16 protein-coding genes are annotated in these 16834 nt (G+C 60.3%); 6 read left to right on the top strand and 10 right to left on the bottom strand.

The window, feature by feature from the left end; all coding sequences use genetic code 11:
• Window positions 1–41 precede the first annotated feature (41 nt).
• From RMV17_RS12245 to RMV17_RS12225, 5 genes are all read right to left on the bottom strand, one after another.
• Window positions 42–545, bottom strand: coding sequence for an RES family NAD+ phosphorylase (locus RMV17_RS12245; RefSeq protein WP_311886660.1), 504 nt, complete (start codon window positions 543–545; stop codon window positions 42–44).
• Window positions 542–1018 (bottom strand): antitoxin Xre/MbcA/ParS toxin-binding domain-containing protein, encoded by a 477-nt coding sequence (locus RMV17_RS12240; protein WP_311887034.1) that lies wholly within the window; start codon window positions 1016–1018, stop codon window positions 542–544. Before RMV17_RS12240 ends, RMV17_RS12245 begins: the two co-directional genes overlap by 4 nt.
• A gap of 270 nt (window positions 1019–1288) precedes the next feature.
• Window positions 1289–4198, bottom strand: a complete 2910-nt coding sequence (locus RMV17_RS12235; RefSeq protein ID WP_311886659.1) for a TonB-dependent receptor — start codon at window positions 4196–4198, stop codon at window positions 1289–1291.
• Window positions 4199–4289: 91 nt separating this feature from the next.
• Complete coding sequence (locus RMV17_RS12230) at window positions 4290–5237, bottom strand: FecR family protein (RefSeq protein WP_311886658.1); 948 nt, start codon at window positions 5235–5237, stop codon at window positions 4290–4292.
• Window positions 5234–5740: a sigma-70 family RNA polymerase sigma factor gene (locus tag RMV17_RS12225; RefSeq protein ID WP_034152323.1), complete on the bottom strand. Its 507-nt coding sequence runs from the start codon at window positions 5738–5740 to the stop codon at window positions 5234–5236. The genes RMV17_RS12230 and RMV17_RS12225 overlap by 4 nt, the downstream gene beginning before the upstream one ends.
• Window positions 5741–6037: 297 nt before the next feature.
• Between RMV17_RS12225 and RMV17_RS12220 the strand changes: the two genes are divergently transcribed.
• From RMV17_RS12220 to RMV17_RS12205, 4 genes are all read left to right on the top strand, one after another.
• On the top strand, window positions 6038–7756 hold the full coding sequence (locus tag RMV17_RS12220; protein ID WP_311886657.1) for a hydrogenase maturation protein: 1719 nt from the start codon (window positions 6038–6040) through the stop codon (window positions 7754–7756).
• A 539-nt stretch (window positions 7757–8295) separates the two neighbouring features.
• Window positions 8296–9159 carry a LysR family transcriptional regulator gene (locus RMV17_RS12215; RefSeq protein WP_108226151.1) on the top strand — a complete coding sequence of 288 codons (864 nt, stop codon included), beginning with the start codon at window positions 8296–8298 and terminating at the stop codon, window positions 9157–9159.
• Window positions 9160–9269: 110 nt separating this feature from the next.
• Window positions 9270–10415: an SRPBCC family protein gene (locus tag RMV17_RS12210; protein WP_311886656.1), complete on the top strand. Its 1146-nt coding sequence runs from the start codon at window positions 9270–9272 to the stop codon at window positions 10413–10415.
• On the top strand, window positions 10412–11488 hold the full coding sequence (locus tag RMV17_RS12205) for an SMP-30/gluconolactonase/LRE family protein (RefSeq protein ID WP_311886655.1): 1077 nt from the start codon (window positions 10412–10414) through the stop codon (window positions 11486–11488). Before RMV17_RS12210 ends, RMV17_RS12205 begins: the two co-directional genes overlap by 4 nt.
• A gap of 133 nt (window positions 11489–11621) precedes the next feature.
• Here RMV17_RS12205 and RMV17_RS12200 read toward each other — a convergent pair whose 3' ends face one another.
• Window positions 11622–11786, bottom strand: a complete 165-nt coding sequence (locus RMV17_RS12200) for a hypothetical protein (protein ID WP_007912545.1) — start codon at window positions 11784–11786, stop codon at window positions 11622–11624.
• A 107-nt stretch (window positions 11787–11893) separates the two neighbouring features.
• Window positions 11894–12136 (bottom strand): YdcH family protein, encoded by a 243-nt coding sequence (locus RMV17_RS12195; protein WP_016983385.1) that lies wholly within the window; start codon window positions 12134–12136, stop codon window positions 11894–11896.
• Here RMV17_RS12195 and RMV17_RS12190 point away from each other — a divergent pair.
• A complete protein-coding gene (locus RMV17_RS12190) occupies window positions 12135–12311 on the top strand; it encodes a hypothetical protein (protein ID WP_155294683.1) in 177 nt (58 codons plus the stop codon). The genes RMV17_RS12195 and RMV17_RS12190 overlap by 2 nt on opposite strands.
• Before the next feature lie 29 nt (window positions 12312–12340).
• The gene (locus RMV17_RS12185; protein ID WP_311886654.1) at window positions 12341–12862 is read left to right on the top strand and encodes a DUF4142 domain-containing protein; all 522 of its coding nucleotides are present in this window, start codon (window positions 12341–12343) and stop codon (window positions 12860–12862) included.
• A 215-nt stretch (window positions 12863–13077) separates the two neighbouring features.
• On the opposite strand, the gene pepN is transcribed toward RMV17_RS12185, so the two are convergent.
• Genes pepN through RMV17_RS12170 form a run of 3 tightly spaced genes read right to left on the bottom strand, consistent with a single transcriptional unit; the run spans window position 13078 to window position 16833 of the window.
• Window positions 13078–15735, bottom strand: coding sequence for an aminopeptidase N (pepN, locus tag RMV17_RS12180; protein WP_311886653.1), 2658 nt, complete (start codon window positions 15733–15735; stop codon window positions 13078–13080).
• A 10-nt stretch (window positions 15736–15745) separates the two neighbouring features.
• Window positions 15746–16576 (bottom strand): DUF2797 domain-containing protein, encoded by an 831-nt coding sequence (locus RMV17_RS12175; RefSeq protein ID WP_108226074.1) that lies wholly within the window; start codon window positions 16574–16576, stop codon window positions 15746–15748.
• Window positions 16573–16833 (bottom strand): YeaC family protein, encoded by a 261-nt coding sequence (locus RMV17_RS12170; RefSeq protein WP_007919229.1) that lies wholly within the window; start codon window positions 16831–16833, stop codon window positions 16573–16575. The genes RMV17_RS12175 and RMV17_RS12170 overlap by 4 nt, the downstream gene beginning before the upstream one ends.
• Window position 16834: the final 1 nt, after the last annotated feature.

The raw sequence follows: 16834 nt of genomic DNA, 5'->3' as shown, positions 1-16834 counted from the left end.
GTTGGGTGATGAGGTTATGCAAAAAATGCCATGCCTCCGTATCAAGCCGATGCCATCTCCCGCAGCAACCGTGTATCCAGGCCAAAACGTTCTTGAGAGACCATTTTGAACTGCCCCTCTGCCAGGTCGCAGCTCACCAGCAGATTCCACGAATGCCGGGTTGCCGCCGATGGGATCAGCACAAACGGATGTTCATCCAGTAAAGCGTCGGCAAACCGCTGTTGATTGGGCGACGGCCACGCGGGACTCAACCAGTAAGGATTCGGTACCTCTTCGGGCTGAACGACTTTGACCCGTGCATCGCGGATGACCTCAAAGCACGTCAGCACATAAGGCTCTCTGTCCAGTGCATCAAAACTATTATTGGCTGCCACCTCCAGAATGGCCGAGGACGGGTCAACAGATGCATAGACGACTCGCCGGCCAGGCGCATTCCATCGACCGCCCTTCAGTTTTGAACCCATCCCGCTGTCCCATGTCTGTCCGTAGGCCTCCTGATCCAGGCGCCAGCCATACCAGTGCCCTTCCCAGGGCAAGGGATTCATGGGTACCCCCCGTACAGGACCCGACACAAGTATTGCTCGACCATCTGGAAACCGAGCGGATGGTGGGTCAACTCCAACGGCACGTAGCCGTTAAGGTACGGGGTGGACTTCTGCATCCATATCTCCGCCTGTGACAGCCCCCCGAACGCACGAGTGGCCATCTCCAGCACCAGCGCATATTGGTAGGCGACAACGCTCTGCTGCGAGTCAAGCCGTATCGATTTGCCTTCCTTCAGCAGCCGCTGCACGGTTCTGACAGACCTGCCGGTGATGCGTTTGACCATGTCTTCGCGCAGGTACATTTCGGAAGTTGAAAGCATGTTGACGACATCGCTGAGTTCAAAGCCCTCCTCGGTAAGGCGGACAATCAGCATGGCGTCGTCACCGAGGTCCTGGCCATGCAGGAGCAGATCGACAGGCTTGCCCTCGACCTTCTTCAACCCCGTCAGCCGGGGCACTTTTGCTGTGGGCATCGCGACATCCTCCATGGGGCATCTGGCGCGATCGTCGATCCAGAAGTTACGCAGGGAATAAACAGAGGTTTCATGCTCGATGTGTGGGGTACGCATAATCGATCCTTTATCTGGGAGCCTGAGCGTTCAAGCCACTCAGCGACTTCAATGTCAGGTCCGATGCTATAGATCGCGCTTCCGACGACCAACCTGAAAAAGTCGTCGGAAATATCCGCTGGTTGCCGCAAAACCTGCCATTTTCCGTAGGACGTAAACGCGAGATTCCTGCCCTCAGCCGCCGAAGTGATAACTCACATCCAGCCACCACTGCCGTCCGTACGGGTCATAGTTGCCGGTCGGGTAATACGGCCACCCCGCCGAATCATCGTGTTTGACCTGATTGAGCACGTTGTTCACGGTCAGCCCGACACTCGCCCGGTCATTGAGCTTGTAACGCGCACTGGCGTTGAACACCGTCCACGGCGACAGGCGTCCGTCTCCTGCGCCGTTGGTGACTGAACCGTAACGAATGCCCATCAGCGTCGCCGTGGCTTTCTGATAATCCCAGGTCAGGCTGGCGTTGACCTTGCTGCGCCAGTCGTAGTTGGTGCGTGAGGTGCGCCAGTCTTGCGTCGGCGCTTCCTCCGATTCCTTGTAGTAATGCGACAACACCAAGGTGTAACCCAGTGCCGAACTGAACGCGCCGTACTGCCCGGCGCCCCAGCGAATATTGCTCTTGAAGTCCAGACCACTGACCCGCTCGCTGGCGGCGTTGATCGCGTTGACCCGCACGCGATTCAACTGGTTCGGGTCGACCGCCGCATTGCCGGCGTTGCGATCGATGCGCGCCAGGGTCGATTGGCAGTTGGCCGAGTTGATGTCCTGCGTGCCATTGCGGCATTCGTTTTCCTGCTGTAGCAGGCGGTTTTCATCGACGGTGGTCAGCAAGTCGTCGATCTCCACGCGCCAGAAATCGGTGGAGAAATCGAAGTTACGCGACGGTGACCAGACGAACCCGTACGTCCATGATTTGCCACGTTCCGACTCCAGATTCGCGGTGCCGCTCTGGGTGTAGTCGACCCGCCCACGGTCACAAGCGCCCTCCACGCCCTGGCTGCAACCGTAATAATCGATCTGCGCCGGGTAGTAGCCGTTGCTGTCGGACTGATAGATGTAGTTCAGGTCCGGCGCACGAAAACTGGTGCCGTAACTGCCGCGCAGCAACAGGCTGGTGACCGGACGCCATTCCAGCCCCAGGTTGTAGGTTTTCTGCTGTTCGGTGCGGCCACTGAATTTGTATTGGTCCCAGCGCCCCGCGGCGGTCGCCAGCAGCGTGTCGGTGACCGGAATGCTGAACTCGCCGCCCGCCGCATAACGCTTGCGCGAGCCACCGGAACTTTGCTGTGGGCTTACGCCGTAGAACGTGCCGTCGTTGAGGCCATCGTCCGGGTCAACGCGATATTCCTGCTTGCCCGCCTCCAGCACACCAGCGAAGCCCACGGGGCCGGCCGGCAAGTCGAACAGATCGCCATTGACCGAAGCGTTGTAACTGGTCGACACCGATTTGCTGCTCTGGGTCAGGTTGCCGCGAAATTGCTGCCACTCTTGCGGCGTCAGAGGTCGATCGAGGCGAGAGGCGTCCGGGGCGAACACCGGATAACCGCCGCTGACACCGAGTTGCGGGCCGAGGTAGAAATCCTGGATCGATGACAGTGGCGTATAGCGCGTGGTTCTGACGCTGCGGTATTCCGAGCGGTTGGCCGCCAGATCGTAACTCCACCCGGTGTCAGCAATCTTGTCCGAGAGACCGAGGGTGCCGGTCCACGAGGTGTCGCGCCACTTGCTGTTGTTGCTGGTACGACCACCGATTTCCTCTTCACCGAAGCGTCGATACCAGCGCTCCAGATTGCCGCTGTTCTGGTTGATGAAGTCCGGCGAGGTGAAGGTCGGCCCGCGCGTGTTGTTCTGGATGTGGTCGAGGCCGTACATCAAATCGGCGAAGACCTGGCCGCTGTCGCTGAAATGCCAAGTGCCACGGGTGTAGCCGTCGTAGTTTTCCTTCTGGGTCTGCACGGTCCAGTAATCGTTGTACATCTGATCGGTGCGGCAGCGCCCGCCGCTGTTGACCAGTTTGTTGTCAAAGGTGCCCTGATAAGCGCCGCAGCCCGGGCCGAGATAGCGACTGTTGGTCAAGTCGCGGCGGTAACCGACGTCCGCCAGCGGACCGTTTTGCATAAAGCCGCGGTCATCGGCCCAGATCGGATCGCGGTTGGTGAGTTCCAGACCGAACAAGCCGTCGAAATCCCCCCAACTGCCGCCGCCGCTGATCTGCAAGCGCTGGTTGTCGCCACCGCCGCGCTCACTGGTGCCGCCCTTGAGGTTGACGTCGACGCCGTTGATCTTGTCCTTGAGGATGATGTTGACCACCCCGGCGATCGCGTCCGAACCGTAAATCGCCGAGGCGCCGCTGCTGAGGATTTCGATGCGTTCGATGACCGCCGAAGGAATGTTCGCAAGGTTGGTGAAGTTGACCTTGCCATCGTACGGCGTCGGGTAGTCGGCCACGCGCCGGCCGTTGATCAACACCAGCGTATGGTTCGGGCCAAGGCCGCGCAGGTTCAATGCGCTGGCCGCCGGTTGCCAGGTGTTGCCGTAATCTTCGCCTTGGGTCATGCCGGTGTTTTGCGTTTGCGTCGCAAGCGCGTCGTAGACGTTCTTGTAGCCGCGCGCTTCCATTTCCTCGTGGGTGATGACGTTGACCGGTGTGGCGCCATCGCTCTGCGCGCGGGCAATGCGCGAACCGGTCACGGTGACTTTTTCCATGCGGTAATCGGCACTGGTGACCGGTGCCACGGCAGTGACTTTCGCCGGCGCATCGGCCTCTCGAACCGTCAGCCCCTGAGCGCTTTGCTCGACTTGCAGACCACTGCCGAGCAAAGCTTTTTCTACTGCCTGACGACCGCCCAACGCGCCGCGCACAGCCGCGCTGCGTTTGCCCTGCACCAGCTCCTGACTGAAGGAAATCGGCACACCGCTCTGCCGCGAGATGTCCAGCAGCACTTCGTCGAGCGGCCCACTGGCGAGGTCGAAGGTAAACACCGCCGCTGCCGGTTCCTGAGCAACCGCCGCCCATGGGCTGATGCCCATCGCCAAGGCAGCGGCGAGGGTCAATCGAGGTAATTGTTGTTTGATTGAGAACATCGAAGGGTTTCCCTGTTGGAGGCATCTGCAGGGAATGAGCAGCGGGCCAGCACTTTTTATAGGGCGGCGATTAGGCCAAGAAGTTATGGGTTTATAACCGCGCGTCGATGCTGACCCAGTACGGGTTGTGCCAGGTGACGCGGATCGACAGCGAGCGCTCCAGCAGTTGCAACGTGCGATCGCTGTCGTCGAGCGGATAGAGGCCGCTGAGGCGCAGGTCGGCGACTTCCGGGCTCAGGTGCAAGATGCCGCGACGGTAGCGGCGCAGGCTGTCGACGACCTCGCGCAAAGGCCGGTCGCGCACTTCCAGACGACCTTGCACCCAGGCACTTTCCTGGCCGTTGCTGTGTTCCAGCGAGAGCACCCCGGCGCCGTTGAACAACAGACTCTCGCCGGCCTGCACCACTTGCCGCGCGCCACCGGTGGTGGCCACTTCGACCCGCGAATGGAGCATCACCAAACGCGTCGCCTCCTCGCTGTACTGCACGAGAAATCTTGTCCCCAGCGCACGCATGCGCCCATGCGCGGTCTCGACCACAAAGGGCCTCGCCGGCTCTTTTGCCACGTCGACCAACAACTCACCGCTGCGCAAGGCGAGCAGGCGCTGTTGGCTATCGAACAAAGGCACCACACGGCTGCGCGCGTTGAGGGTCAGCGCACTGCCGTCGGCCAGGGTGAAGTCACGTCGCTCGCCAGTCCCGGTCGACAACTCCCCCGCCTCCGGCAGCCAGCCGTAGCGCCGTCCGAGCAACCCGGCCAACAGCGCAATGCCGAGCACACTCATACTGCCGCTGATAAAGCGTCGACGACTCGATGGCGCATTGAGACTGTGCAGCAGGCTGTTGCGCGGCACGTTGCGCAAGGTCGGGTTGCGCAGCAGGCTCAGGCCGCCGCCCATCTGCTCGATGACCTGCTGATGCCGGGGGTCGGCGCCCCGCCAGACCTCGAACGCGGCCCGCTCGGCCATGCCCGCCTCGCCCGATTGCAGCAACGCCAGCCATTGCGCCGCCTCGTCGATCACCGCTTCGTCCGGCCTCATGCCTGCATCGCCTGATAGCAGCGCTTGAACGCCTCGACCATGTATTGCTGCACGCGACTGGTGGACACCCCGAGGCGCTCGCCGATCTCGCTGTAGGTCAAACCGTCGAGTTGATGGTAGAGAAACGCCGCTTTGGCCTTGGCCGACAACCCGTTGAGCAAACGATCGACCGCCAACAGCGCTTCGATCACCAGTGCCCGTTCTTCCGGCGACGGATGCACCGGCTCGGGCGCCAGCGCCAGACTTTCCAGATAAGCGCGTTCAAGGTCCTGGCGACGCCAGCCTTCGTATACCAACCGCCGCGCGATGGTGGTCAACAGTGCCCGTGGCTCGCGAATGGCCGTGGGGTCCGGCAGTGCCAGCACCCGCAGAAAGGTTTCCGAGGCAATGTCTTGCGCACTGTGCGGGCAACCCAGCGTGCGGCCAACGGCGGCGCACAGCCAACGATAGTCCTTTTGGAACATCTGCCCAATGATCTGGTAATGCGGGTTGTACCCACCCATGCCTTGCTCCCTGAAACGGGTCCCACCCGCTGCGAAAAACCATCGTTCTGCCGGGATCGTCCGGCTCTGATCAGGCGCGACTGTGCAATAGCCTCGAAGACATTTGAAGTAATAAAAAATCAGCACAAGCAAACCATTGAGCATAAGGCGATTCGTCGCCGCAGAAACATTGGCTGACACAACGTTGACTTCGATCACTGGCGCGTGGGCAGTCACTGATTAATCTCGCGGCTCCATCGAAGGCCAGGGACGGCTCAGCGAGAGCCCGTGGCTGAACTCACTCAAGGAAGAGCAAGCATGCGACCACTCAACATCATTCTGCTGTCGTCGGCCTTCAACGGCCTGACCCAACGTGCCTGGCTGGAACTGCGCGAGGCCGGGCACTCGCCGAGCGTCGTGCTGTTTACCGATGAACAAACCGTGTGCGAGCAGATCGAACACAGCGGCGCGGATCTGGTGATCTGCCCGTTCCTCAAGGACCGTGTGCCCGAGGCACTGTGGAGCAATGCCCAGCGCCCGGTGGTGATCATTCATCCCGGCATCGTCGGCGATCGCGGCGCCAGTGCCCTCGACTGGGCGATTACCAACGAGCTGCCGAGCTGGGGCGTCACCGCGTTGCAGGCCGTCGAGGAAATGGACGCCGGCCCGGTGTGGGCGACCTGCGAATTCAACCTGCCGCCGGGTTTGCGAAAATCCGAGCTGTACAACGGTCGGGTCAGTGACGCGGCGATTCGCTGCATACGCGAAGTGGTGGAAAAATTCATCGAAGGCTTTGAACCGGTTGCCCTCGACTATGCCGATGCGAACGTGCGCGGGCGCTTGCAGCCGAACATGAAACAGGTCGACCGCAGTTTCAGCTGGCACGATTGCGCGCGGTTCATCAAACGCTGCATCGATGCCGCCGACGGCCAGCCCGGCGTGCTGGCGAGCCTGGCCGGCGGGCAGTATTACGTGTACGACGCGCACCTGGATTCGCGCAGCGGCGTGCCCGGCGAGATTCTCGCGGTGCATGACGATGCGGTGCTGGTCGCCGCCGGAGATCAAAGCCTGTGGATCGGCGCACTGCGGCGTAAACCGCAACCCGGCGAAGAGACCTTCAAGCAACCGGCGCGACACCTGTTGGCCGAGCAATTGGCCGACGTGCCGGTGCTGGACTGGTCGATCGCTACGCAGCCGTTCAGTGACGAAGCGTATCAACCGATCCGTTATCGCGAATCCGGCATCGTCGGTGAGTTGACCTTCGAGTTCTACAACGGCGCCATGAGCACCGAGCAGTGTCAACGCATGGTCGCCGCGCTGCGCTGGGCCAAATCCCGTGATACTCAAGTGTTGTTGATCAAGGGCGGGCGCGGCAGTTTTTCCAACGGCGTGCATTTGAACGTGATCCAGGCCGCGCAGGATCCCGGTGCCGAAGCCTGGGCGAATATTCAAGCGATCGATGATGTTTGCGCAGAACTGCTGACGGCCCGGCAACTGGTGGTCAGCGGTGTCACCGGCAATGCTGGCGCTGGTGGTGTGATGCTTGCGCTGGCGGCCGACATTGTCTTTGCCCGCGCCGATGTCGTGCTTAATCCGCATTACAAGAGCATGGGTTTGTATGGCTCCGAATACTGGACTTACAGCCTGCCCCGCGCCGTCGGACCGGCAATGGCCGAGCAATTGACCCAGGCGTGTCAGCCGGTGAGCGCGGTGCAGGCGTGGCAATTGGGCATGGTTCAGGAAATCGGCCCGCGCTGCCCGGACGAGTTTGACCTGTGGTTGTTGCAACGGGCCAATGGTGTGGTGAGCGATCCAACCTATGCAGCGGTGCGTGAGCGCAAGGCGCGGGTTGATCAGGTATTGATCCAGCAATGCCGCGAAACCGAGTTGCAGGAGATGCAGGAAGACATGCTTTACAACCGTAATCAATTTGCCGAGAAGTGCCGAAATTTTGTCTACAAGCGCAAGGTGTGTGGCACGCCGGCGCGGTTGATCGAGGAATGGGCGCGGGTACGTTCGGTTGAGTTGGCCAGTTGATTTTGCGGTGACTGCATTTTCCCTCACCCTAGCCCTCTCCCAGAGGGAGAGGGGACTGATCCGGGGATATTGGGGATTTACACCGACCTGAGAGTCTTGCTCTGAATCCATAATCGACTCGATCTTTCAGGTCGATGGATGGCGCAAGACACCGAGGTCAGTCCCCTCGCCCACAACTTCTTTACAAGCGCATGGTGTGTGGCACGCCGACGCGGTTGATCGAGGAATGGGCGCGGGTACGTTTGACCGAGTTCGCCAGTTGATTTTGGCGGTGACTGCTTTCCCCTCACCCTAGCCCTCTCCCGAGGGAGAGGGAACTGATTGGGGGATGCTGTAGAGGTTCGCCGACATGAACGATCTCAACTGAATCCATAATCGACTCGATCTGAAAGATCTCTACTGAATGCACAATCGACTCGGTCTTTCAGGTCGATGTATGACGAAAGACACCTCGGTCAGTCCCCTCTCCCTCGGGGAGAGGGTTAGGGTGAGGGGCTTTTGCCTTTACAATGCCCGCCACCTCAAACACCGGCCCGCCCATGGACATCGATCTCGCTCGCACCTTTCTGGAAATCGTCCGCCACGGCAGCCTCGCAGCGGCCGCGCAGAAGCTGTTCGTCACGCAAACGGCGATCACCGCCCGGGTGCAAAAACTCGAAAGTCAGCTAGGCAGCACGCTGTTCGTGCGTAACCGCGCCGGGGCGAAACTGACGCCCAATGGCGAGGCCTTTGTGGTCTACGCCAATCAACTGGTGCAGACCTGGGAAGCCGCGCGCCGCGACCTTCCGCTGCCCGAGGGCTATCACAACGTGCTGCACATCGGTGGCGAAGTCAGCCTGTGCAACCCGCTGATGCTGAGTTGGGCGGCGGAGTTGCGCGAAAAGATTCCAGGGCATGCCCTGCGCATGGAAATCCGCGACGGCGAAAACCTGCTGCGCCAACTGGAACTCGGTGTGCTCGACGCCGCACTGGTCTACCAACCGGAATACTGGCCGGGCTTGCAGGTCGAGCAAGTGCTGGAAGAAAAACTGATTCTGGTGCGCGCCCCCGACCGTCCCGATCCCTACGTCTACATCGACTGGGGCCCGGACTTCCGCCGCCAGCATGACGCCGCACTGCCGGAAAAAGCCAAAGCAGCGCTGAGTTTCAACCTCGGCCCGCTGGCCCTGCAGTACATTCTCGAACATGGTGGCAGCGGCTACTTCCGTACCCGCGTCGTGCGCACTTACCTGGAAAGCGGCGCCCTCGAAGCAGTGACCAAAGCCCCGGAATTCGGCTACCCGACTTATCTTGTCTACTCACGCGACCGCGATTCGGCAACGTTGCAACAAGCCTTCCATCTACTGCGCGAAGTGATCCGCAGCGATGACGACTGGTCGCAACGCTGGAACCCGCTGAGCTGAAGCGGCAGCTTTGCACCGGATCATGGCGCATGTGCCATTGAGGTCCGGCCTGCACAAACGGCCGGATCGGCTAATCTGCCGGGTATAACAACAATCCCGCAGGTGATGCAGTGAGGCAGACCACCGAGGCATTTCGCAGCCGCTACCGCGCGGCCATTCACCCACTGTACAACCCGTGGCTGCACGGCGCGTTCGTGCTGCTGTTCGGCGTGCTGGCCATCGCTGCGTTCTGGAGCAGCGTGCAGCAGGTCAATCTGCTGGAATGGCTGACGGTGCCACTGACCCTGCTGCTGTTCAATTTCGGCGTGTACATGGTCCATCGCCATCTCGGCCACCACAAAAAAACCTTCGCGAAAATGTTCTACGCCCGGCACGCGGGCGATCATCACAGCTTCTTCACGCCCGGCCATATGACCTACAACAGCGCCCGTGACTGGCGGGTGATTCTGTTCCCCGCCTGGCTGATCGTGCTGCACACACTGCTGATCACCCTGCCGCTGTGGTGGCTGATCGCACAGATAAATGCCAACGTTGCCGGGCTGTTCGGCGGCTGCATGGTCCTCGGTTATCTGACTTACGAAATATTCCACGCCTGCGAACACCTGCCACCGCACAACCCGCTGACCCGCCTGCCGTGGATCCGTCAGATGCGCCGCTTGCACGAATTGCATCACCGCCGCGAGCGCATGCAGGAACGCAATTTCAACATCGTCCTGCCGTTGATGGACTACCTGTTCGGCACCCTTTACCGGGAACCGGAAACCGCCCCTTTGAGTTATTCGAGAATGCCCATGACCCGTATGCAGCACACGATCGACATCGCAGGCGACCCGATTGCCGTGCTGGCCTACGCCGCCAGTGTCAGCCGCTGGCCGGAGTGGCACCCGTCGTCGCTGAAAATCGACGGCGCGCACGGCCCGCTGCATGCCGGCGCACGCTTCGAAGAGGACATTCATGCCGGCGGGCGCGCGGGCCATTTGAGCTGGGAAGTCACCGAGTACCTGCCCGGCCGGCGCTGGTGCGCGCGGGCGCAAGGCGATCATGGACTGTCATTGCTGCTGACGTATGAGTGCAGCGCCGACGGCAGCGATACACGCTTTGTGCGCACGCTGGATTATCGTTTCGACGGTTTGGGCATGCGCATCGCCAATCACTTACTGCTCAAACGGCGTATCGAGCGCGAATCCGCTGCATCGATGCTGGCGCTGCGCGACATGGCCGCCCGGCACCTGGCCTCGGCGAGGGCCAGCGCGTGAAGCTACGGCATCTGTTGTTGCTGCTGATCCTCATCGTCATCGCGTTCTTATTGTTGATGCCGACCAAAGTCGAACCCGTGGCCTGGACGCCGCCTCCAGCACCTTCACTGACAGAAGGCATTTACGCCGAGAACCAGAAACTCAAAGCCATAGCGCAGGTCGGGCCGAGCGACATCGAAGGGCCGGAAGCCTTGCTGCTGGAGAGTGACTTCCTGATCACCGGGCTGCACGACGGCCGACTGATCCGAACCAGCCTCGACGGCAAGCAGCGTCAAGTGCTGGCCGACACCGGCGGCCGTCCGCTGGGGCTGGCCCGGCATCCGAACGGCTTGCTGGTGATCGCCGACGGGGTCAAGGGCTTGCTGTCTCTTGATGCGCAAGGTCAGCTGGTGCCTTTGACCACGGAGGCCAATGGTCTGGCCCTCGGTTTTACTGATGACGTGGCCATCGACAAGTCCGGGCATTACGCCTATTTCAGTGATGCCTCCAGCCGTTGGGGCTACGGCCATGACGGTGAGGCGATCATCGAGCACGGCGGCGACGGACGTCTGCTGCGCTACGACTTTCAGAGCGGTAAAACCAGTGTGTTGCTGGACAAACTGGAGTTCGCCAACGGCGTCACCCTCGGCCCGGACGACGCCTATGTGCTGGTCAACGAAACCGGCGCCTATCGCATCAGCCGTTACTGGCTGACCGGGCCGAAAGCTGGTACCCACGATTTGTTCATCGACAATCTGCCAGGGCTGCCGGACAACCTGGCATTCAATTGCAGCAACCGGTTCTGGGTGGCGTTGTATGCGCCGCGCAGTGCGTTGCTCGACGGTACGGCCGGGCACCCGTTCGTGCGCAAGATGATCGTGCGGGCGCTGACGGTATTGCCGAAACCAGTGGAGAAGCGCGGATTTGTCCTGGGGCTGGATCTGGATGGCAAGGTGATTGCCAATTTGCAGGATGCGAGCAATGGCAATTACTCGCCGATTACCACGGCGCGTGAGTATGGGGCGTGGTTGTATTTTGGCTCGTTGAAGGCCACACATATGGCGCGGATGCCGTTGGATGCGGCCCTTAAGTGAATCTGCTGGATCTGTGTCGAGCCTACTGACGCCATCGCTGGCAAGCCAGCTCCCACAGGGTTGTCTGCTGACCACAGCATTCGTGGTCAACACAATCCACTGTGGGAGCTGGCTTGCCAGCGATGGCGATCTGTCAGTTGCTGGACTTGTCGAACTTGTCCGGATCTTCGTCTTCAGGCAGATCCTCATCCGGCTCTTCAGGATTGGCCGTGGTATGCGCCGGGCTGTTGGGTTCGGGATGCGTGGGAACCGGGTCGAATGCGCCCTGCTCTTCACTGGGGAATTTGGGATCGTTCATAAGGCACCTCGCAATGAGCCGGATGGAAGACTCTGTACATTCGAGGTGCCGCTCGTGGCTGTCGTTCCCGTCAATCCGCGACCGCAGGTCGGCGGATCAACAGGGCCTCAGGTTCGCGCCTGTAATTGTTCAACGATCTTGTCTTTGACCTGCAAGCGCTTTTCTTTGAGTTTTTTCAGCGTGTCGTCGCTGGGAGCATCCGAGGTGGCAGTCTCGGCCTTGACTACTTCGGCGTCCGCCTGGGAGTACTTGTTGATCAGTGCGTCCAGATGTGGATCCGCGGTGCGTTTTTGCTGGATCTCTTCCTTCGTAAGCTTCAAATCCTGTAACAGATCATGGGTCACCGGCATGGAACACCTCCGTCAGTTGATCGGCTGGCCGACGCGACCGATTGCGCTGGCCAGTTATCAGAATGGCCTCGGTTGTACGGTTCTGTCGACCACCTGTCAGACCAGCGGCGCCCGTTCGTCGCCCTGTCGCAAATGCGATCAAACCTTTATCCGCCGCATTGCCTCCATTGGTTAACACCAACAATAACTGCGTGGAGATACACAATGGACGGATTCAACCTGCGTCATCTGGTTTTGGCTGTCGCGTTGAGCAGCGGCATGGGCAGCGCGTTTGCTGCGACTGACAATGACTTCGTCGATAACGCCGCAGCCGGCGGTATCGCTGAAATCGAAACCAGCCGACTCGCCCTGGAAAAAAGCCAATCGGCTGACATCAAGGCGTTCGCCAACATGATGATCACCGATCACAGCAAGGCCAATGACGAACTGGCGAGCATTGCCAAGGCCAACGACATCGAAGTCCCGGACACCACAACCCTGGTCAAACAGGCCAAGGAAAAAATCCTCGACATGCGCGATGAGTCCTTCGATGCCGCTTACGCCAATAATCAGGTGAAGGCGCACGAAGAGACCATCGAGCTGTTCAAGAAACAAGCCAATACTGTGACCGATGACAAGGTTAAAGGCGCTACGGAGTTGAAGGCGTTTGCGCAGAAAATGCTGCCGGCGCTGGAGAAACATCTCGCCGCCGCCAAAGATTTGCAGGCCAAGCATCCGAGCAAGTAAAAAGCCTTACCCTCACCCCAGCCCTCTCCCGGTGGGACAGGGCTGGGGTGAGGTGTCTTTTGCTAAACACCGACCTGAATGATCGAGTCGAACTCAGGGTATGAAAAAGCTACTCCGAACCCGAGTTCGACTCGATCATTCAGGTCGGCGTAACTCGAACATGCACCTCGGTCAGCCCCCTCTCCCATTGGGAGAGGGTTAGGGTGAGGGACCCATCAAGCCAGACTCTTGCTCACCACTTCATACACATCGCTAGACAACTGCCCCGACGCCCGAATCCGCTCCAGCTCGCCTTTCATCAGCGCCTGACGCGCATCGTCATATTTGCGCCAGCGGGTCAGCGGTGCCAATTGGCGCGAAGCGATCTGCGGGTTGAAGCCGTTCAGTTCGATCACCAGATCCGCGAGGAAGCGATAACCCGAGCCATCGGCCGCATGGAAGTTGATCAGGTTCTGCCCGGCAAACGCGCCAACCAGCGCACGCACCTTGTTCGGGTTCTTGATGTTGAACGCCGGATGCTGCATCAGCGCCTTCACGCGCTCCAGACCGCCCGGCAAGGTGCTGCCGGCCTGCACGCTGAACCACTGATCCATGACCAGCGGGTTGTCCTTGAAGTGATCGGCGAAACTCGCCAGGGCCAAGGCTTTCTGCTCTTCGAACGGCGAGTTGACCAACACCGCCAGCGCGGTCAGGCGCTCGGTCATGTTGTCGGCCGTTTCGAACTGCTCCAGCGCCGCCGCGAGTACTTCCGGCTTGCCGCTGAGCATCAGGTACGACAGCGCAATGTTCTGCAGCGCGCGACGCGCGAAATGCTCGGCTTCGGCCACGTACGGGGTTTTCTTCGACAGGTCACGGTTGGCTTGATAACGCAGCCACAGCGCTTCGAACAACCCTTCGGCCAATTGCTTGCGCGCGAACTCACGGGCGATATGGATCGCATCGACGTCCGCCACTTCGCTGATTTCAGTGAGGTACGCCTCACCCGGCAGCGAAAGCATTTCGGCGACCATCGCTTGATCCAGCGACTCATCCGAGAGCACCGTGCGCAGCGCCGAGACCAGACGCGGGTCGAGCTTGAGGCTCTCACCCTTCTGCTGCTGGCCAATCAGTTCTTGCAGCACTTGCACCGACAGTTGCTGACCGGCATCCCAGCGGTTGAAGCCGTCGCTGTCGTGCTGCATCAGGAACATCAACTGATCGCGGTTGTACGGGAAGCTCAGTTTCACCGGCGCCGAGAAACCGCGCAGCAGCGATGGCAATGGCTGTTCGGCGATGTCGACGAAGGTGAAGGTCTGCTCGGCTTCGGTGACCGAAATCACGCGGGTGGTGCCTTGCGCCCACGCTTCGCCGCTCAGGCGCAGGGCGATCTCGTTGCCTTGGCTGTCGAGCAGGCCGAGTTCGACCGGGATCACGAACGGCAGTTTTTCAACCTTGTCCGGAGTTTCCGGGCAGCTCTGGCGGAAGGTCAGGCTGTAGGTTTTCGCGGCGGCGTCATAAGACTCGCTCACTGCCAGACGCGGCGTGCCGGCCTGGCTGTACCAGCGTTTGAACTGGGTCAGATCGACGCCGTTGGCATCTTCCATGGCCTTGATGAAATCGTCGCAGGTCACCGCTTGACCGTCATGACGCTCGAAGTACAGATCGCTGCCCTTACGGAAACCCTCAGCGCCAAGCAAGGTGTGGATCATGCCGACCACTTCCGAACCCTTTTCGTACACGGTCAGGGTGTAGAAGTTGGAAATTTCGATGAAGCTGTCCGGGCGCACGGCGTGAGCCATGGGACCTGCATCTTCGGCGAACTGGTGGGTACGCAAATAGGCAACGTCCTGAATGCGCTTGACCGTGGCCGAGTTCATGTCGGCAGAGAAACCGGAATCACGGAATACGGTGAAGCCTTCCTTCAGCGACAATTGGAACCAGTCGCGGCAGGTCACGCGGTTGCCCGACCAGTTGTGGAAGTATTCGTGGGCAACGATGGCTTCAACGCGCTGGTGCGCGGCGTCGGTCGCGGTTTCGGCGCGGGCCAGAACTGCGCTGGAGTTGAAGATGTTAAGGCCTTTGTTTTCCATCGCGCCCATGTTGAAGTCGTTGACGGCGACGATCATGAAGATGTCCAGATCGTACTCTCGACCGTAAACCTCTTCGTCCCAGCGCATCGACTTCTTCAGGCTGGTCATCGCGTGCTGGCACTTGTCGATGTTTTCCGGCTCGACGTAGATGCGCAGTGCGACGTTGCGGTTGGTCATGGTGGTGAAGCTGTCTTCGACGCACCACAAGTCACCGGCCACCAGCGCGAACAGGTACGCCGGTTTCATGAACGGGTCTTCCCAGGTTGCCCAGTGCCGGCCGTCTTCGCCCGGGCCCGAGGCAATCGGGTTGCCGTTGGAGAGCAGCACCGGATAGCTGTGCTGTTCGGCGACCACGGTGGTGGTGAACTTGCTCATCACGTCCGGGCGGTCGAGGTAATAAGTGATCTTGCGGAAACCTTCGGCCTCGCACTGGGTGCAGAACATTGTGCCGGACTTGTACAGGCCTTCCAGCGCAGTGTTGGTTTCCGGGTGGATCTTGACGCTGGTGTCGACGGTGAAGGTTTCGCTGGTCGGCTGCAGAGTCAGATGGTTTTCGGTGACCTGGTAATCGCCGTCAGACAGTTCCTGATCGGCCAGTGTCACCGAGAGCAATTCCAGCTGCTGGCCATCGAGCACCAGCGGCGGCAGGCCCGGGCCACGCGCCGGGTTGCGGCGCATCACCAACTGCGCGTGCACCAGGCTGTGATCCTCGAACAACTCGAAGGTCAGGTGTGTTTCGTCGATCAGGTACTCGGGCGCCTGATAGTCCTTCAGGTAAATCATCTTCGGTTGTTCGGTGCGCATGCTGGCGTCCTTATTGATGCACGGCGAGCTGATAAGCCGTGTACTTGCGAATGTTGATCACGCCGGTGTCGAAGATCAGGTACTGGCCCTTGATCCCCAGCAGCGTGCCTTCGGCAATCGGGTTCTTGTCCAGGTTGAAGCTGACGATTTTGGCCGGGTATTGCTCGACCGGATAGCGGATTTCGAGAGGTTCTACATCGGCAATCGTCTGAATAGCTTGTAGGCCGAATCGCTGTTGCAGGCCTTGCAGGCCTTCGGCGCAGCTTTCAAATAGCTGGTCACGCACCTGCGCCAGATCCACCGCCGCCGCATCGCCCTTGAGCAGTGCACGCCAGTTGGTTTTATCCGCGACCTGACTGCGGAACAGGTCTTCAACGAAGCCCGACTGCTGCCGCGTCGACACGCGCATGATCGGCAAGGCCTGACACGCGCCCTGATCGATCCAGCGGGTCGGCAGTTGCGTTGCACGGGTGATGCCAACCTTGATGCCAGACGAGTTGGACAGGTAAACCACATGATCGGTCATGCAGAACTGCTCGCCCCACGCAGGATCGCGGCACGTGCCGGCGTCATAGTGGCAACGCTCCGGGCTCATGATGCACAGGTCGCACTGCGCCAGTTTGGTCATGCACGGGTAGCAATAGCCCTGACTGAAACTGGTCTTGGTTTTACGCCCACAATGGGTGCAGTGGATCGCCCCCAGGTATTCCAGACGCACCGTGGTGCCGATCAACGGGTTGACCGGCACCTCGACATCATCCAGACGAAACGCGTATTGCACGTTCGGCCCGTCCAGGCGCGCCGACATTTTGCTGATTGCACCGCGGCCAATCTCGATCAATGGATGGCATCCGACTTGAACAGGATGTTCGGCACTTCGATCGACTTCGACGCACATTCCTGCGGGCCCATGTAACCGGTGCGCTGGTCTTCAGGCAGGTTCTGGATTTCCCAGGCGATCATCGCCTGCAGCGACAGCTCGCGCTGTTCGGCGGTGAGCTTGCCACCGTCCGACCACTTGCCGATTTCCACAGCCAGTTTCAGGCTCTCGTAGATGTCCGGGGTAATGTTGTTGATCATGTCGTTAAAAGAGGACATC

The sequence above is a fragment of the Pseudomonas sp. VD-NE ins genome (assembly GCF_031882575.1).
Lineage (GTDB): Bacteria > Pseudomonadota > Gammaproteobacteria > Pseudomonadales > Pseudomonadaceae > Aquipseudomonas > Aquipseudomonas fluorescens_BZ.
The sequence above is the reverse complement of the archived record's forward strand: the minus strand, read 5'-3'. Positions and strand labels throughout refer to the sequence as shown.